Source organism: Actinomadura barringtoniae, assembly GCF_017573505.1.
GTDB classification, from domain to species: domain Bacteria; phylum Actinomycetota; class Actinomycetes; order Streptosporangiales; family Streptosporangiaceae; genus Spirillospora; species Spirillospora barringtoniae.
Window position 1 is genome coordinate 578955 of record NZ_JAGEOJ010000001.1, and the last position, 15776, is coordinate 594730.

10 protein-coding genes and 1 pseudogene are annotated in these 15776 nt (G+C 71.2%); 6 read left to right on the forward strand and 5 right to left on the reverse strand.

Going from position 1 to position 15776, the window contains the following annotated elements:
* Nucleotides 1-22: 22 nt before the first annotated feature.
* The 3 genes from J4573_RS02615 to J4573_RS02625 all read left to right on the forward strand — a co-directional run bounded on the left by J4573_RS02615 (nucleotide 23) and on the right by J4573_RS02625 (nucleotide 6345).
* Entirely contained in the window at nucleotides 23-4819 is a 4797-nt protein-coding gene (locus J4573_RS02615; protein WP_208253548.1) for an SseB family protein, read from the forward strand.
* Nucleotides 4816-5184: a UCP033725 family protein gene (locus J4573_RS02620; protein ID WP_208253549.1), complete on the forward strand. Its 369-nt coding sequence runs from the start codon at nucleotides 4816-4818 to the stop codon at nucleotides 5182-5184. Before J4573_RS02615 ends, J4573_RS02620 begins: the two co-directional genes overlap by 4 nt.
* Before the next feature lie 126 nt (nucleotides 5185-5310).
* A complete protein-coding gene (locus J4573_RS02625) occupies nucleotides 5311-6345 on the forward strand; it encodes a hypothetical protein (protein ID WP_208253550.1) in 1035 nt (344 codons plus the stop codon).
* A gap of 191 nt (nucleotides 6346-6536) precedes the next feature.
* Here the strand turns inward: J4573_RS02625 and J4573_RS02630 are convergent, their stop codons facing one another.
* From J4573_RS02630 to J4573_RS02640, 3 genes are all read right to left on the reverse strand, one after another.
* A complete protein-coding gene (locus J4573_RS02630; RefSeq protein ID WP_208253551.1) occupies nucleotides 6537-7229 on the reverse strand; it encodes a hypothetical protein in 693 nt (230 codons plus the stop codon).
* Between the two features lie 149 nt (nucleotides 7230-7378).
* Nucleotides 7379-8077: a response regulator transcription factor gene (locus J4573_RS02635; RefSeq protein ID WP_208253552.1), complete on the reverse strand. Its 699-nt coding sequence runs from the start codon at nucleotides 8075-8077 to the stop codon at nucleotides 7379-7381.
* Between the two features lie 74 nt (nucleotides 8078-8151).
* Nucleotides 8152-9369 carry a sensor histidine kinase gene (locus J4573_RS02640; RefSeq protein ID WP_208253553.1) on the reverse strand — a complete coding sequence of 406 codons (1218 nt, stop codon included), beginning with the start codon at nucleotides 9367-9369 and terminating at the stop codon, nucleotides 8152-8154.
* A 139-nt stretch (nucleotides 9370-9508) separates the two neighbouring features.
* On the opposite strand from J4573_RS02640, the gene J4573_RS02645 reads away from it, so the two are divergent.
* From J4573_RS02645 to J4573_RS02655, 3 genes are all read left to right on the forward strand, one after another.
* Nucleotides 9509-11026 (forward strand): alpha/beta hydrolase, encoded by a 1518-nt coding sequence (locus J4573_RS02645; RefSeq protein WP_208253554.1) that lies wholly within the window; start codon nucleotides 9509-9511, stop codon nucleotides 11024-11026.
* Between the two features lie 332 nt (nucleotides 11027-11358).
* Entirely contained in the window at nucleotides 11359-12159 is an 801-nt protein-coding gene (locus J4573_RS02650; RefSeq protein ID WP_208253555.1) for a DUF4328 domain-containing protein, read from the forward strand.
* A gap of 404 nt (nucleotides 12160-12563) precedes the next feature.
* Nucleotides 12564-13982 (forward strand): PH domain-containing protein, encoded by a 1419-nt coding sequence (locus J4573_RS02655; protein ID WP_208253556.1) that lies wholly within the window; start codon nucleotides 12564-12566, stop codon nucleotides 13980-13982.
* A gap of 408 nt (nucleotides 13983-14390) precedes the next feature.
* Here the strand turns inward: J4573_RS02655 and J4573_RS02660 are convergent, their stop codons facing one another.
* Together J4573_RS02660 and J4573_RS02665 are read right to left on the reverse strand one after the other, a co-directional pair.
* Nucleotides 14391-15179 (reverse strand): SCO6745 family protein, encoded by a 789-nt coding sequence (locus J4573_RS02660; RefSeq protein WP_208253557.1) that lies wholly within the window; start codon nucleotides 15177-15179, stop codon nucleotides 14391-14393.
* A 152-nt stretch (nucleotides 15180-15331) separates the two neighbouring features.
* Nucleotides 15332-15753, reverse strand: a pseudogene (locus J4573_RS02665) (TrmH family RNA methyltransferase); the annotation flags it as partial.
* Between the last annotated feature and the right edge of the window lie 23 nt (nucleotides 15754-15776).

Genomic DNA, 15776 nt, shown 5'->3' on the forward strand with positions numbered 1-15776 from the left:
AACCTGGACGAGACAGCACGGGATGGAACAGGGGGTGGCGACCGTGGCCGACGCGTGGAAACCCGCGTCTGAGCTCGAGCGCCGGCTAGAGGAAGCCGTGCTCGGCGGGGACCAGGAGGCATACTTCCGTCTGCTGGCGGAGAGCGAACTGGTGATCCCCGTCCCGCCGGACCTGATCGACGACGTCCTGGCGAACGAGGCCCAGCCCGCATGGCCGACGCAGGAGGACGACGGCCGCACCCACGTGCTGGCCTACACCTCCGCCGCCGCCATGCGCGCCTGCCTCGGCCCGGCGTACCAGCACTTCCTCAAGCTCAAGTTCACCGACCTCGCGCAGACCTGGCCGGACCCCTCCTGGTGGCTGGCGGTCGACGCCCCGGCCCACAACGCCGACGCCGTCTCGGTCCCCATCGAGGGACGCCTGCCCGCCTGGTTCGTCCGCCAGCTGACCGAGGGCGAGGTGATGCTGCCGCAGGCCGGCCGCCACGCCGCTCCCCCGGCTCCGCCCGCGGCCCCGGTCCCGCTCCCGCCACCGGTCTCCGCGCAGTCACCTGTCGCGGACCTGGCCCAGCCTCCCGTACCTCCTCAGTCCCCCGTTCAGCCTTCTTCCTCTCCGCAGATCGAAGCTCAGCCCCCGGCCTCGCCCCCGGTGTCGCCCCCGGCCCCGGCCTCGGCGCAGGGCCCGGTCGAGACCCCGATCCCGCCGGGGCCCCGGCCCCTGGTTCAGCCGCTGGCCTCGCCTACTGAGGCTCCGCCCGCCAAGCCTTCCGACGAGGTGTCCCTCACCAAGGGCCCGGGTGCGGAGGACTCCGGAACGCGCGACGCCCCGTTCGGCCAGCCCACCCCGGAAGCCGACCGCCTGGCCGCCGATGCGGGTCGCCCTGCCACCGATGCGGGCCGTTCTGGCACCGACGCAGGTCGTTCTGCTGCGGATGCAGGCAGTCCCGCAGCCGATGCGGGCCACCTTGCCTCCGACGCAGACCGTCCTGGGGCCGATGCAGGCCACCCTGCCGCCGATGCAGGTCGCCCTGCCGCCGACGCGGGTCGTCTTGCCGCCGACGCGGGCCGTTCGGCCGCTGACACAGGCCGCCTTGGCGCCGACGCGGGTCGTCCTGCTGCGGATGCGGGACGTCCTGGCGCCGAGGCAGAACGTTCTGCAGCTGAGGCAGCGGCATCTGAAGCGGCCGCGCAAGCCCCTTCTCTCGGCGCGCACAGCGCGGACCGTGCGGGCACGGGCGCGCACGCGGCGCCCCAGCCAGCCGCCGAGGGCCCCGAACCACAGCAGCCGGGCACCGAACAGCCGGGCGCCCACCGCGGCTCCCGTCGGGCCCCGGGCGCGCACGAGGCGGTCGAGTCCGAGGCGGACCAGCCCGCCGTTCCCACGGATCAGCCCTCTGCTCTGGAAGCCGAAGCCGCCCGTACGGTCGAGGCCGGTCCCTCAGACCAGCCCGCCCCGGAACGGCCCGCCGACGCACCGCGGCAGCCCTCCCCCGACGACACCCTCGTCGACACCCCGGCGCTGACCGACGACAGCAACTGGGAAGAGCTCCAGCAACAGCACCGCAAGCTGCCCCGCGAGGAGCGGCGGCCGGAGTTCCAGCCCGCCAACGACGTCGAGCGCGGACTTCTGCGCGCCGCGGCGGCCAACGACCACGACCTGTTCCTCCAGACGCTCGCGGACGCCGAGGTCCTCCTCCCCGTTCCCGAGGACATGGACTACACCCTGCGCCCGGGCCGGCCCGGTTTCCCCTGGCAGACCGCGCAGGGCGACGGCGGCACGGTCGTCCCGATGTTCACCTCGCCCGAACGGCTGGCCGAGGCCGCCGCGACATCCGGCGGCGGCACGGACGCGATCAAGCTCCCGTTCACCGCCGCGCTGCGCTACTGGCCCGACCTGAACTGGTCGCTCGCGGTCAACTCCGGCTCCCCCGCCGGCGGGACGATCCAGGCCGGTCAGCTGCCCGGCCTGGCCAAGTGGGCCGACGAACGCGCCGCGCGCCGGATGGCCGAACGCTTCGAGCCGCAGAACGACGTGGAGCAGCGCCTCTTCGACGCCGCCCGCCGCCGCGACACCGACGCGTTCTTCAAGGTCCTCCTGGGCGCCCAGGTCCTGGTGCCCGCCGAGGCCGAGACCCCGTGGGGCATCGCGCCCGAGGACGACGAGTTCCCCTGGCGGCCCGTGCCGGTGCAGGGCCGGATCTCCATCCAGGTGTTCACCTCGCTCAAGTGGATGAACGAGGCGATCGGCTCTTCGCGCTTCGTGATGCCGAGCCTCCTGGAGATGGTGACCGCCTGGCCGGACGCCGAATGGACGCTCGTCCTCAACCCGGGCACGCCGATCGACGCGACCATGCCCGGCGAGCAGGTCAAGGCGTTGAGCGGCCCGCCCCGTACCGAAGAACCACCGGAGCCGCAGCAGCCCGCCCCTGCGGCCACGCCTGCAGCCGCACCCGCCCCGGCAGCCGCACCCGCAGCGGCGGCCGCTCCGGCAACCCCTGCCGCTCCGGCCGCTCCGGCCGCTCCGGCCGCCGCCGAGCCCGAACCGATCTTCGAGCCGGGCAACCGCATCGACCAGGAACTGTACGAGGCCGCCCTCAGCGGCGACTCCGACGCGTTCCTGCGGGTCCTGCTGGCGGCGAACGTCCTGGTCCCGATCCCGATCGACGCGCCCCTGGAGGTCACGCCGATACAGCGTGAGTTCCGCTGGGAGGCCGCGTTGCGCGGCGACTCGGCCGTGCAGGTCTTCACGTCGCTCGTACGGTTGCGCGAGGTGCTGCCCGAGTCACGCTTCGTGTACGCCGACTTCCGCGAACTGATCGGCTCATGGCCCCGCGACGAATGGGCCATGCTCCTCAACCCGGGCACTCGCATCGGTGCCTCCCTACGCGGCGACCAGGTCCGTGCCCTCAGCGAATGGGCCATCCGCGTAGGCCTCCTTCAGCCGCGCGACCCGGACGACCGTCCCAGCGCGCACGGCAGCCTCCCCAGCACGCAGGCAGGCCTCCCAAACGCACCTGGAACGCAGACCGGCGCTACGGCCCACAGCGGCACTCCTGGTGCACTCGGGGACGTGCCCACGCCGCAGAGCGGCCTGCCCGGCGTGCCCGCGCCACAAGGCGGCGTAGGCGCCCCGGGCACCCTGCCCGGCGCCGAACCCCAGAGCGGCAATCCCGGCGCACGCGAGGATGCCCCCGCAGCACGCGAGGATGCCCCCGGCGCACGCGAGGATGCCCTCGCAGCACGCGGGGACGTGCCCGCGTCACCCGGAGACGTATCCGTGGCAGGCGGGGATGTGCCAGCGTCACGTGCAGGCGACCAGGGCAAGGCCGCTGCTTCGCAGGGTGGTGTGCCCGGCGCGCGTGACCACATTCCCGGCGTGCAAGGCAGCACGCCCGGCGCACGAGAAGACCTGCCTGCCGCGCAAGGCTCAGAGCCTGGCACCCAAGACGGCGTACCCGGCCCGCAGCACGGCTTCCCGGGCGCCGAAGCACCCAGTGCGCCGACCTCACAGAGCGGCGCGCCCGGCACCCTGGACGGACTGCCCGCCTCGCAGAGTGGCTTTCCTGGCGGACCGAACGACATCCCGGGCGCGCAGGCTGGATTCCCTGGCGCACAGGAGAGCGGGCCTGCGCAGCAGAACGGCATGCCCGGCTCCCAAGGCGGAGCGCCTGACCCGCAGAGCCGCGTACCCGGGCTGCCCGCGCCACAGGACGCCGGGACCGGACCGCAGCGCGGTCTCCCCGGCGCCGAAGACGCGCCAGGCTCGCAGAGCGGCGCGCCTGGCGCACGGGGCGGGTTGCCCGCCTCGCAGGGCGATTTCCCTGGCGGACAGGACGACATCCCGGGCGCGCAGGGTGGTTTCCCGGGCTCACAGGAGGCCGGGCCTGCGCGGCAGAACGGGACGCCTGGTGCGCTCGGTCTGCCCAGGGATCTGCCCATGCCGCGGGACGGGGAGCGTGGCTTCCCTGGTACCGACGACGCGTCTGGATCGCAGGGCGGGTTCCCTGGCGTACAGAACGGGATGCCGGGGGCGCATGATGATGCGCCGAGCGGCATCCGGGAAGAGCTGCCGGGGGCGCAGGACGTTGGAGCCGTGGCCCGAGAGGGGCTGCTCGGCCCGCAGGGTGTCGTGCCCGGGGCGCTTGATGACGTGCAGGGTGGCTTCCCTGCCGTTGAGGACAGCGTCCCTGACGTTCCGGGGGACGTGCAGGAGCGCGTGAGTGAGGCGACGACCGCTCAGCCTTATCGGACGCGGCCGCCGATGCCCACGCCTGAGGCGGAACTGTCGGCACAGCCCACGGTGATGCAGAAGGTCGTGCCGCACGGGCATGTCACCTGGTACCTGGAGCAGGGCTATGACCGCGTGGGCGGCTTCGTCTATCCCACAGCGGATGTGGCCGACCTCCAGACGCCGGTTCAGCTGTACGAGGCGCTGGGCCTTCTCTATGAGGAGTCGCCCTTCTCCCCTGCCGACGATGGCGTTTACGTGATTCGCTGGCCCGCGTACTGCTCGGAGCTCTACCGCATCCCGTTCGGCGGCCAGAACGAAGAGGATCTGGAGGCCTGGGGCGAGTCCGGCTGGGTCATCGAACGGCCGCCGTTCCATGGTGGCGGGTTCGCGCCAGGCAGCGCCGGTTCCATCCGCGAGTACAAAGTGGACAGCGTCCGGCTGCCGTACGGGGCCGAGATGTACTACCTGGGCATTGACCGCTCGGAACGGTTCGTCGCGATGTACGACCCGGACCGGCTGGCGTGGCTGCGGCCCGAGGCGGAGGCCGCCGCCGGAGGGGCCGGGGAACGTTCGGAGGCCGGGCAGTGATCCGGGACGGCTACGTCGCGCGGTGGCTCGGCCGGGAGTTCGAGGCGGCGCCGGGCGCGGACGGGGAGATTCGGCTGTACGCACCGGAGCCGACGGACGGGTTCGAAGAGCTGCGCGCTGGCCGGTTCCGGCGGATCGTTCCGGCGCACGAGGTGGAGGAGCTGCGCTACATCCGCACCACGTGCTCGTGGCGCGGCGAGCCCTTCGTGGTCGTCGGTGAGCACGAGACGTGGCTGCGTGTGGAGTATGCCGGCGGGCGGGCGCCCGTAGCGACCAGACTCGGTCTGGATCGGATCGACCACGGAGTGTGGCAGGCCTGGGCACCCCGTGGCGAGGTCGAGGATCTTCGTGAAGAATTCAGTTGAGAGACGGGATTCGGACACTGGGGTTGATTCGATCCGTAGATCCGTGTTCGCATGATTTGGTGTGTGCTCCCAGGGGTAGTGGGAGCCTCAGGCGCTCAACGGTGACGCGACGGAGGTGGCGGGGGCGTGCTCTCCCGATCGGCAGGCAACCCGATCATCATCGGTCTCGGTGCGGCGGCGATCGTGGCCGCCGGGGCCGGCCCGGCGATGGCAGCACCGACCCCTTCGCCGTCGACCTCGTCGGAAGTCCCGACCTCCCCGGCCTCGATGAGATTCTCGGTGCTGAACTCCGAGATGAAGGCCGGTGAGACCGCGACCGCGATCGTCCGCGTCACCGCCGGGTCCAAGGGCTTCGACGGCCTGCACGTCACGCTGACCGTCGGCGACCCGGGCACCACCAAGGCGCTGGTCTGCCCCGCAGGCTCGGTCGTCATGTCGTCCGGCTGCAACCTCAGCGGGCTCAAGAGCGGCACCGCCCCGGTACGGCAGACGTTCACCGCGCCCAAGGCCGCCGTCGACAACGCCACCAAGGTGAAGGTCACGGCCGTCCTCACGCAGAACGGCAAGACGGTCACCAGCGGCGTCGCCTCGGTCACGTTCACCTCGACCAAGGGCGACCCGGACGAGACCTCCCCGCCCGTACCGCCGACCAAGCCGAAGCCCAAGCCCACCCCGTCGCCCTCGCTGACGCCGGGCAAGGGCAAGGGCCCGTCCGACAAGAAGGACAAGAACGGCAGCGGTGGCGGCGCGGGCAGCAACAACAACTCCGGCGGCTCGGGATCGGGCTCCGGTTCCGGCGGCTCGGGCGGTTACGTGCCGCCGACGCCGAACGGCACGTTCAACCCGAGTGGCACCAAGAGCCCGCAGGTCGCGCTCCCGCCGATCTCCGCGCCCTCGCCGTCGGTCGCGGCCCCGGTCACCTCGTCGACCAACATCACGCCCGACAGCAAGCTGCGCAGCAACGAGAAGCCGGTCGCCGAAGACCTCACGTTCCAGCGCATGGCGAGCACCCAGATCGCCTGGCTGGCGGCGCTGCTGGTCGCGTTCTCCCTGCTCATGACGCAGCTCCGCCTCGGCCGCCGGAACGGCACGGGCGCCCCCGTCACGGTCCGCATCAAGGGCACCCACCGCCGCAGCCGCCGAGGCGTCTTCGGCAAGTAAGGCCCCGCGTTCGGCCCGGGCTCCGCATGAGCCCGTGGTCGAGCCTTCGTAGCCGCGTTGAACGGACTCCAAGCGCCGCCTGGCCCGCCCTCGTAAAGCGCCACCTGGCCCGCCCTCGCGTGAAGAGGACGGGCCAGGCAGGAGGAGGGCCGGCGGCCGGGGAGGGCCGCCGGGGTCAGGTGGGGCGGCGGTCAGGGTGAACTGATCCGCTGCGCCGGGGTGACGGTCGCCGAGGAGTTGAGGATCGAGTCGCCGAAGCCGCCCAGGGAGATCCGGTCGAACTGCTTGATCTCCAGGCCGTCGTCGCCGGTCGTGCACTGCGCCGTCGCGGTCTGGACGAACAGGCCCTTGCCTCCGGAGGCGAACGAGACCCGGGAGTCGGTGTTACGGAACGCGATCCCCGTGAAGCCCGGGCCTCCGCCGCTGAGGATCTTCGCTCCCACCTCGGCATGGCAGCCGTTCGCGTCGTCCAAGGTCAGCGAGACGTTGGCGGCCTGGCCGACGAACGTCTGCGAACCGACCGGGAACTCCTGGGTCAGGGTGATCGGAGCCGGGTTGGCGGCCGAGGTGTGCACGGTGACGGTGACCGGTGTGCCCTCGGCCTTGCAGCCGGTGAACGAGATGTTGTTCAGGGCCCCGATGTTGGTGCCGCTGAGTCCCGTACCGGACTTGAAGCTGCCCGACACCGACAGCCCAGAGCAGAGAGTCACCTGGTTGGACACGGCGTCCCGGATGCCGACCGACGAGTCGGCGGCGCGCGTCCCCGACCAGTTGCCGCCCGGCGAGACGGTGAACGTCGTGGCCGCCTGCGCGGGCGCGGCGAGGAGCGCCGTGGCGGCCACGACGCATGCGGAAGTGGCGAACAGGGCCGGTCTGTGGTTCATGGTTCCGTTCCTCCGCGGAGATGAAAGCGGGGGGCTGGGACGCGTGGAACGCGGCCCTACCAAGGAGGCGTTCCATCCCGTTCCATCTACCGAGCCCGCTCATCCGGCTACCGAGCCCGCCAATCCGGCTGCCGAGCCCGCTCATCCGGCTACCGAAGCCGCTCATCCGGCGCCGCGGCGGGGCCGGGAGGGGCGGCAGCTCCGGCCGTGCCGTCCAGGTAGGCGAGGACCGCGCGCACGCGGCGGTGGCCGGAGTCGTCGGGCGAGAGGCCGAGCTTGGCGAAGATGTTGCCGATGTGCTTGTGAACGGCGTTGTCGGAGATGCGCATCCGCTCAGCGATCGTGGCATTGTCGTGACCCTGCGCCATGAGGGCGAGCGACTCCCGTTCGCGGGCCGTGAGGCTGTCCAAGGGATCGCCGCCGCGACGCGCGAGAAGCTGGGCGACCACTTCGGGATCCATGGCGGTGCCGCCGGCCGCGACGCGACGCAGGGCGTCGACGAACTCACCGACCCGGCCGATGCGGTCCTTCAGGAGGTAGCCGATGCCGCCGCGGCCGTCGGAGAGGAGCTCGCCTGCGTACTCGCGTTCGACGTACTGCGACAGCACCAGGATCGGCAGCGCGCCGTGCTCGCGGCGGGCCCGCAGCGCGGCGTGGATCCCCTCGTCGCGGAACGAGGGCGGCAGCCGTACGTCCACGATGGCGATGTCGGGTCGGTGCTCGGCGACGGCCTCGAGGAACGCCTCGCCGTCACCGACGACCGCCACGACCTCGCAGCCCTTCGCCGCCAGCAGAAGCTCAAGCCCGCTGGACAGCAGAACGTTGTCCTCAGCGATCACAACCCGCACGGCACCTCCCGAACGATCGCCACACCCACCGCACCTCCCGAACGATCACCGCGCCCACGGCTCCTCCCGAACGGTCATGATCCGCACGGGACTTGGACGGCGAGCGTGGTGGGGCCGCCGGGCGGGCTGTCGAGGCGAACGGTCCCGTCCAGGGCCGCGACCCGGCGCCGCATGCCGGTGATCCCCGTTCCCCCGGCCTCGCCGGCTCCGCCCTTCCCGTCGTCGGTGACCTCGATGGACAGCACGTCGCCGCCCGTACGCTCGACACGGAGGACGATCTTTGTGGCGGCGGCGTGCTTGGTCACGTTCGTGAGCGCCTCGGCGATCACGTAGTACGCCACCGCCTCCACAGCCGCCGGGAGCGCGCCCAGCTCGGCGAGCTCGATCCGCACCGGCACGCTCGAACGCGCGGCCAGCGACGCCAGCGCACCGTCCAGCCCGCGGTCGGAGAGGATCGGCGGGTAGATCGTCTGGAGCACCGTACGGAGCTCGACCATCGCCTCCTCCGCCGTCTCGTGCGCCCGTGTGAGCAGCGCCGCCACCGTCTCCGGATCATCGGCGAGCGACTCCCGGGCGAGGCCGACCTGCATGGCGATGCTCACCAGGCGTGCCTGCGTCCCGTCGTGAAGATCGCGTTCGATCCGCTGGAGCTCCGCGCCGTGCGCGTCGACCACGCCCACCCGGCTCTTGGTCAGTACGTCGACCCGCTCGGTGAGCCGTTCGCGGGCCGACGGCGCGAGCATCGCCACGCACAGCCGCCCGTGCAGCCGCGCCAACACCGGAAACACCCACCAGGCCACCGCACCGAGCACCGCGATCTGAACGACGCCCCCGACCAGCGCGGTCGCCCAATCGTTCACATGCACATCGAGAACGGAGAACAACGTAGGACGCTGATCGTCGGGAAACGCCCACCACGACGTCAGCGCCACCGCGGCGACCAGGATGTTGCCCAGGCACAGCAAGGCCGCCAGCCCGAACGGGAACCCGACGGCGACGTGCGCGAGCGCCCAAACAAGATCCCGCCGCCAGATCAACCACCCTCGGTCACCCGACCGTCCACCGGCCCCCGGCCGCCCCGCCGACGGCCCCGCTGAACGCTCTGCTGACCGCTCTGCAGACCGTTCACCAGCCGGAACGCCGAGCAACAGCAACCGACCGGCCCGCCGCCGATGCCACTCCGCCCAGCCCCGCAGAGCGGGCGGTACGACCAGCAGCACCGGCAACGCGATCACCGTGACGACGGAGGTGGCCAGCGTGCTCAACAGGTAGGCCGCCGTACGGGCACGCATGAACACCTCCGAGCGAACACCAACAGGCAGATCATTATCCGGCACCCGGCCCCCGACCTGGCACTACAGCTGGCTGTACCAAGGCACGTGCGGCCCGCTGTATCGCCCCTGCCGCCCCGCCGAAATAGCGTCCCCGGCCATGAGAACGACATTCACACGAACCCGCCGCCCCTTGATCTCCGCCCTCGCGCTGATCGCCCTGTCCACCGCCGCAACGCCCCTGGCCAAAGCAGCCGCCACCGCCGGCCCTCCCCCGCTCACCTGGAAACCCTGCACCCAAGGCCCCGACGACACCACCGGCAGGGACCTCGACAAGGCAGGCGCCCGCTGTACGGAGCTCACCGTCCCGCTCGACCATTCCAATCCCAGCGGCCGCAAGATCAAGCTGGCGCTGTCCCGCCTGCCCGCCACCGACCGCGCCCACCGCATCGGCACGATGGTCCTCAACTACGGCGGCCCGGGCGAAAGCACTCTCGGCATGCCCCTGGAGACGGGCGCGGCCATGAAAGGCCTCGCCGCCCGCTACGACCTCATCGGCCTGGACCCGCGCTTCGTCGGACGCAGTACGCCCCTCGACTGCGGCTGGCCCATCGGCATGTGGCTCCGTTCGGCAGGTTCGACCCGCGCCGGCTTCGATCACCAGGCAGCGGTCCAGCGCGACCTGGCCAGCCGCTGCGCGCAGCGCTACGCCGACATACTCCCGTACATCAACACCCGCGACACGGCCCGCGACATCGACCTGGTGCGCCGTGCCCTGGGCGAACGCCGGATCTCCTACCTCGGCATCTCGTACGGCAGCTATCTGGGGGCCGTCTACACCCAGATGTTCCCCGGGCGTACCGACCGCGTCGTCCTGGACAGCGCGGGTGACCCGAGCAAGTGGGGCGCCAAGGCCATGCAGGGCACCGAGCCCGAGGCCGAAAACGCCCTGCGCGGCTGGGCAAAGTGGGCCGCACGCCGCCACACCACCTACGGCCTGGGCGCAACCCCTGCCCGCGTTCTTTCCACCGTGAACGCCATCGTCGCCGCCTCCGCGAAGCGCCCCCTCCGCATCGGCCAGTACGACGTGGACGACCAGCTGATCCCGTACATCCTCTCCGTAGGCTCCGGCGACGACCGCACCCCCGCCCGCGCCGAGTTCGCCACCACCGTTCAGGCCCTGAACAAGGCCGCCCACGGCCGACCCGTCACCCCCGGCGCCGGCCTGAGCGGCATTCTCTCGTTCACCCTCACCACCGCGGGCTCACCCCTCGCCAGCCCGTCCGCCATGATCACCTGCGGCGACCGCGCCGCTCCCCACAACCCCGACACCTACTGGAACGACATCCAGCGCAGCCGCAAGCGCCACCCCCTCTTCGGCCCCCTGAAGAACAACCTCTGGCCCTGCGCGTTCTGGCCCACCAAGCCCCGCGAACACCCCACCCAGATCGCCAACCCCACCCCCGCGCTGATCGTGTCCTCCACCGGCGACACCGCCACCACCTACGAAGGCAGCAAGGCCATGCACCGAGCCCTGACCGGCTCCCGCCTCCTCACCCTCAGCGGCGTCACCGCCCACGGCATCTACGGCGAGTACGGCAACCTCTGCGTAGAAGCCAAGGTCAACGCCTACCTGGCAACCGGCGCCCTCCCCACCACCGACCCAACCTGCCACTGACCACCACCACCGCCACCCCGCCACCGCAGCCACCGCCGCCGCCATCGCCGCCGCATCAGGAGAGCGCCGAGGAACCTGGAGTTTGAGCCGATGGCGGCCGGAAGGTCGAAGCCACTACCGAGGCTGATCCTGTTCGACCGACCCAACATCAGCGGCGGCTTGCTCTGCCGGTGACCGGATGTATTGACCGACGGCGATCGCTCGGGAGAAGATTCGGCGCCGCGTTGTGATCACTCCTCCTCTCGGGGTGCGTTTTGGACAATCCACCTGCACTGCATCCAGACCGGCTGCCTGGTGGTAGGACTCCCGCCAGGACCGCGACGGCCGCCGTCGTGGTCAATCTGGTCGGCGGTTTCGCCTCGATCGGGTTCGACCTGCACGGAGGGCGGCCGGACCCGGCCTCCACCCTCAGCCGCGGGGTGATGACCCTGGTGACGGCGCTCGGGTTCCTGTGGTGGCAGCTGCGCGCCTACGACAACGTCGATCGGATGGGCGGACCGCCTCAGCGCTGGACCAAGGGCTGGAACGTCCTTGGCTACGTCGTGCCGATCGCCAGTTTCTGGGTCCCGTACGCGATGGTCCGGGAGATCTGGCGGCGCAGTGCCGTGGCCCCCTCGACCCGCCTGGTGACGGCGTGGTGGGTGGCCTATGCGGGCGGTGAGATCGCCGGCGTGGCCTCCTCGGCCGCCGGCGACCACACGGCGCTGAACATCTCGCTAGCGCTGACCCCGGTCCGCTGCGCGGCGGGAGCGCTGGCCATCGCCATGATCTGGCGCATCACGTACGCCCAAGAACGCCGCCTCCCCGCGCCGCCCGCAGTCCCCGCGCCAGAGGGCCGGCAGCAACCCCGGAACGGGCGGCTCACCGTCGTCGCGCTCCTCGGCGGCGTAGGCCTGCTCGCCGCAGTCGTGATCGCAGGCCTGCTCCTCCACCACCCTGCCTCCTCGGCGACCCAGCCGGACGAGATCGAGAAGGCGGGAAGGGCCTACGGCCAAACCACCATGGATCCCGACGCCTGCGACCAAGAGGCCGCGCACCGCTACAGCGACTCCACCGACCGCCTCCTCTTCTCCGCAGGCTGTGTGGAGTCGCAGGCCAACCGGCTGGTCGCCCCGGCCCCGACGAACCCATGAGTCCGGGCGTCATCGTCGGCCCCTGAGGGCGCCACGTGGAGATCTCTCGTCAACGGATGGGCATCGGCTGCGACGAATTCACGCTTCATGCTCTGGCCGTCACAGCTCGCGGCATTCGGCTTCCGAACGGGCTGGCTACAGCGACCGTGGACGACGGGTCCGCGGTCCGGACCGCGGACCGCTGCAGGCGACTTATAGGCCAGCGTGGAAGCGTGTGTCATGATCCACTTTGCAAGCGTGTCGCTTTGCTCGTATAGGGACGGCTTTCAGTCGGTTGGGTGGCGAGTGGCGGGATATGGTCTGTGACTGAGGTACGCGAGACCGTTCTCCGGTCCCCTGTGCAGGGGGTGTGGATCGGTGCCGGCTTGACGGTGGTCGCGGTGGGGGCGTGCGCGGTTCGTTGGGTGGTCGCAGGCAGGCTGGACCTGTGGGTGGGTGGCGCCGCTGGGATCGCCGTCCTCTTCGGAGTCCTTTCTGCGTACGTGGGGACCGCCAAGGTCATCGCCGATGAGGACGGGTTGCGTACCAGCACGCTGTTGCGGCGTCGGCGCGTGCGCTGGGACGAGCTTGCTGATCTGCGGGTTCGGGAGCGGGACACCTACAAGAACGGGGTGGTCCGTCAGGTCGAGGCGGTTCTGGACGACGGGCGCGTCTTGCGGCTGCCCCTGCCCGTGGACAACAGGGGGCACGCGGACTTCGACAGGCAGGTGCAGACGTTGCGCAGCCTGCTGCGGTGTCATCGGCCGGAGGTTCCGGAACGTTCCACCAAAGTCACGCGCCGCACGGCCGCAGACCGGCAGTGGGTGCCTGTGTCCATCTGCCTTCTGCTGCTCCTGTCAGCGGGGTTGCTCGCCTTGATGGTGCCGTACCAGGAGCGGGAGTCGCGGGCGTGGCGGTCGGCCTCGGCCTGCAGCGCGACCACGCCGCAGAACGCGCGCAAGGACTGTCTGGACACGGCCGCCGGGACGATCGACCGCACCATGGTCGACTGTGGCAAACACGGCGAGAGCTGGCTGTACTTCGCCGGGAACGAGCCGCTCCAGTGGGCAGGCGTGGGGTGCGAGGACGCCAGGGCGTTCAGGCAAAGCGACCGGGTCGCGGTCACCTTCTGGCATGACCAGGTGGTGAAGGTCGCCGGGACTCGGCACACCTACCGCGCCCAGCCGCCGCAGCCTGGCGCGATGGCGATGATCGCCGCCGGGCTGCTCCTGGGCGCGTGCTACCCGGCCGCCCGGGTCCTGGTCCGCTTGCGGCATCGTCGGCGGCCCGCGGACGAGGTACTGCCCACGACCCTGCCGTTCCTGCTACCGATCCTCGGCACCGCTGTGTGGCTGCTGCCGCTGGCGTTCCTGCGGCCCTCCGGGACGTTCGCCATCCCTATCGCAGCGGTGGGTGCAGTGGCGACGCTGCTCCTCGTCCGGTGGGCATGGCGCGCCACGGCGATCCGGACCCCCGGCGTCGGCGCGGCCAGCGGCGGGCCGACTCCCGGTGAGGACGTCTATGTCCGCGCCCGGTTCCTGGACGACACCCCCTACAACCCGCATGAGTTCGGCGGTTACATCGTGTTCGGGGACGGCCCGATGGCGGTCGTGCTAGGCCCGGCGGCCGGACGGTTCGGCGCCAAGCCGATACCCGCGGAACGGATCACCGTGCGTCGCGTGCGTCGCGTCGTCGGTGGCGACGGTGACGCGGTCCCGGCCAGCTGGAACGTCGCAGAGCTAGACGACGCGGGAACCCCGATCCGCCTCGCCGCCGCCCCCGCCGACCTGCAACTCCTCCTTCAGCAGCTACAGCCGGGGCACACGGCGCCCCTGGCGACGTAGCGATCCCCTAGGACCCATGAGGTCGTGGCACGCGATGGCGGCGGCCACGACGTCGAGGTTTCTGGACGATGCCGCCCCCTCGCCGCCACCCCCTCGACGCCGCCCCAACGCGGCGGCGCGGCGGCGCGGGCGGATCGTCCGGTCCAGGGATCTTCCGGATTCCTGGCGGATCTTGGGCCGACGCTAGATGATCTTTGATACGGCGAATCTTGTTCCGGGGGCCGTATCAGGTGAAGTGGTTTCGAGGAACAAGCGGGCGGAAGAGGAGTTGATCAAGAGCCCGCCCAAGGGGCGACCTGACCGGCGACGGCTAGCCCGAGCTCACCATCGGTGCCGCGGATGACAGCGTGCCTGGTCGCGCGCAACCACCCGTTCGTCTTGGTGGCCGAGGTGGAGCCGTGCGGCCGCTCAGTTTTCGACGGACGCGGCGGAGATCGGCTCTAGGGCCGCGATCAGTTCGTCGAGTTCGTCTGTGCTGAGGACGTCGTAGGCGGGTGCTGCCAGTTCGTCGGTGAGGGACTCGATCCGTTCCTTGGTCTCCCGGCCGACGTCGGTGAACCCGCCGGCGGCGTTCACGAGGCCGCGGGCTCGCAGGCCGTCGACGACGGCGGCCAGCTGTGCCTTGGGGAGGTGGTGGATCCTGCCGAACTCCTCCGCCTTCATGCCGAGGGCGAGGGCCATGAGGACGTGGGCTTCGGTGCCGCCGATGCCGTGGGCGACGAGGGCGGCGTTGTGGCCGTCACCGCGGTGCTCGCGCAGCAGGTTCGCCGCGTGCCAGAGCCTGGCCACCGGCTCCTCGGGGATGTCGAGCGCGCGGTTCCCGGCGTACAGCACTCGGCCCTCGGTCGGCGCGCTGACCGCTGCTCGGGTGGCGAGGTCGGCGACCCGCCCCAGAACGGGGGAATCGGCGAGCTCCCCGATCCTCTGCCGCAACACGTCGGCGCTGGTCCGCTCGCGTACGGCGATCGCCTCCTGCGGGGTGATCTTCCCCCAGACCCACGGGACGTGCCGCGCCACCTCGCCCTCGGCGAAGTTGTAGAAGACCGCGTGGACCACCTCGGCCGGGGCCAGGCCGAGCGGCGCGGCCCGGCCGGCGAAGTATCCGTCCCAGTAGTTGCGCATGCCCAGAGCCATGAACGCCTCGTTCGGCCCCTCAGAGAGAGTGGCGGTGGCGATCGGCTCGACGAGCTCGGACATACGGTGGACCTTGGCCTGCGGGTGCGACATCGGGCTGCATCTCCTGCGGTCGTGTCGGCGCCCTGGTGGGCGCCTCTCACCCTAGCTACGAACGCCGTGACCCGGATCCGACACAACTCCGGTCGATTTCCTTCAGCAGCGTCGACTCTCGCCTAGTGGCGCATCAGGCTGTGGCAGACGATGGCGGCTGCGGCTACGACGTTGAGGGAGTCGACGCCGTTGGACATGGCAGTGGGGCTCATGGGGATGCACACCCGCTCGTCCGCCTCCTCAAGCCAATGAGACGAAAGACCGTCGCCCTCGGAGCCGAGCATGAGGGCCACGCGGTCGCCGAGGGGAACCTTGTCCAGGGGGACGCTGGACTGGTCGGGGTCAGGGCCAGAAGGGTGAAGCCGGTGGCGCGGACGGTGGCCAGGTCGTCGTGCCAGTTGGTCATGCGAGCGTACGGGATGGCGAAGACGGCGCCCATGGAGACCTTGATGGACCGGCGGTAGGGGGGGTCTGCGCAGCGGGGAGACAGGATGATCGTGTCGATGCCCAGGGCTGCGGCGCACCTACATATGGAGCCGACGTTCGTTCAGGCGGGTGCCAGGGCTC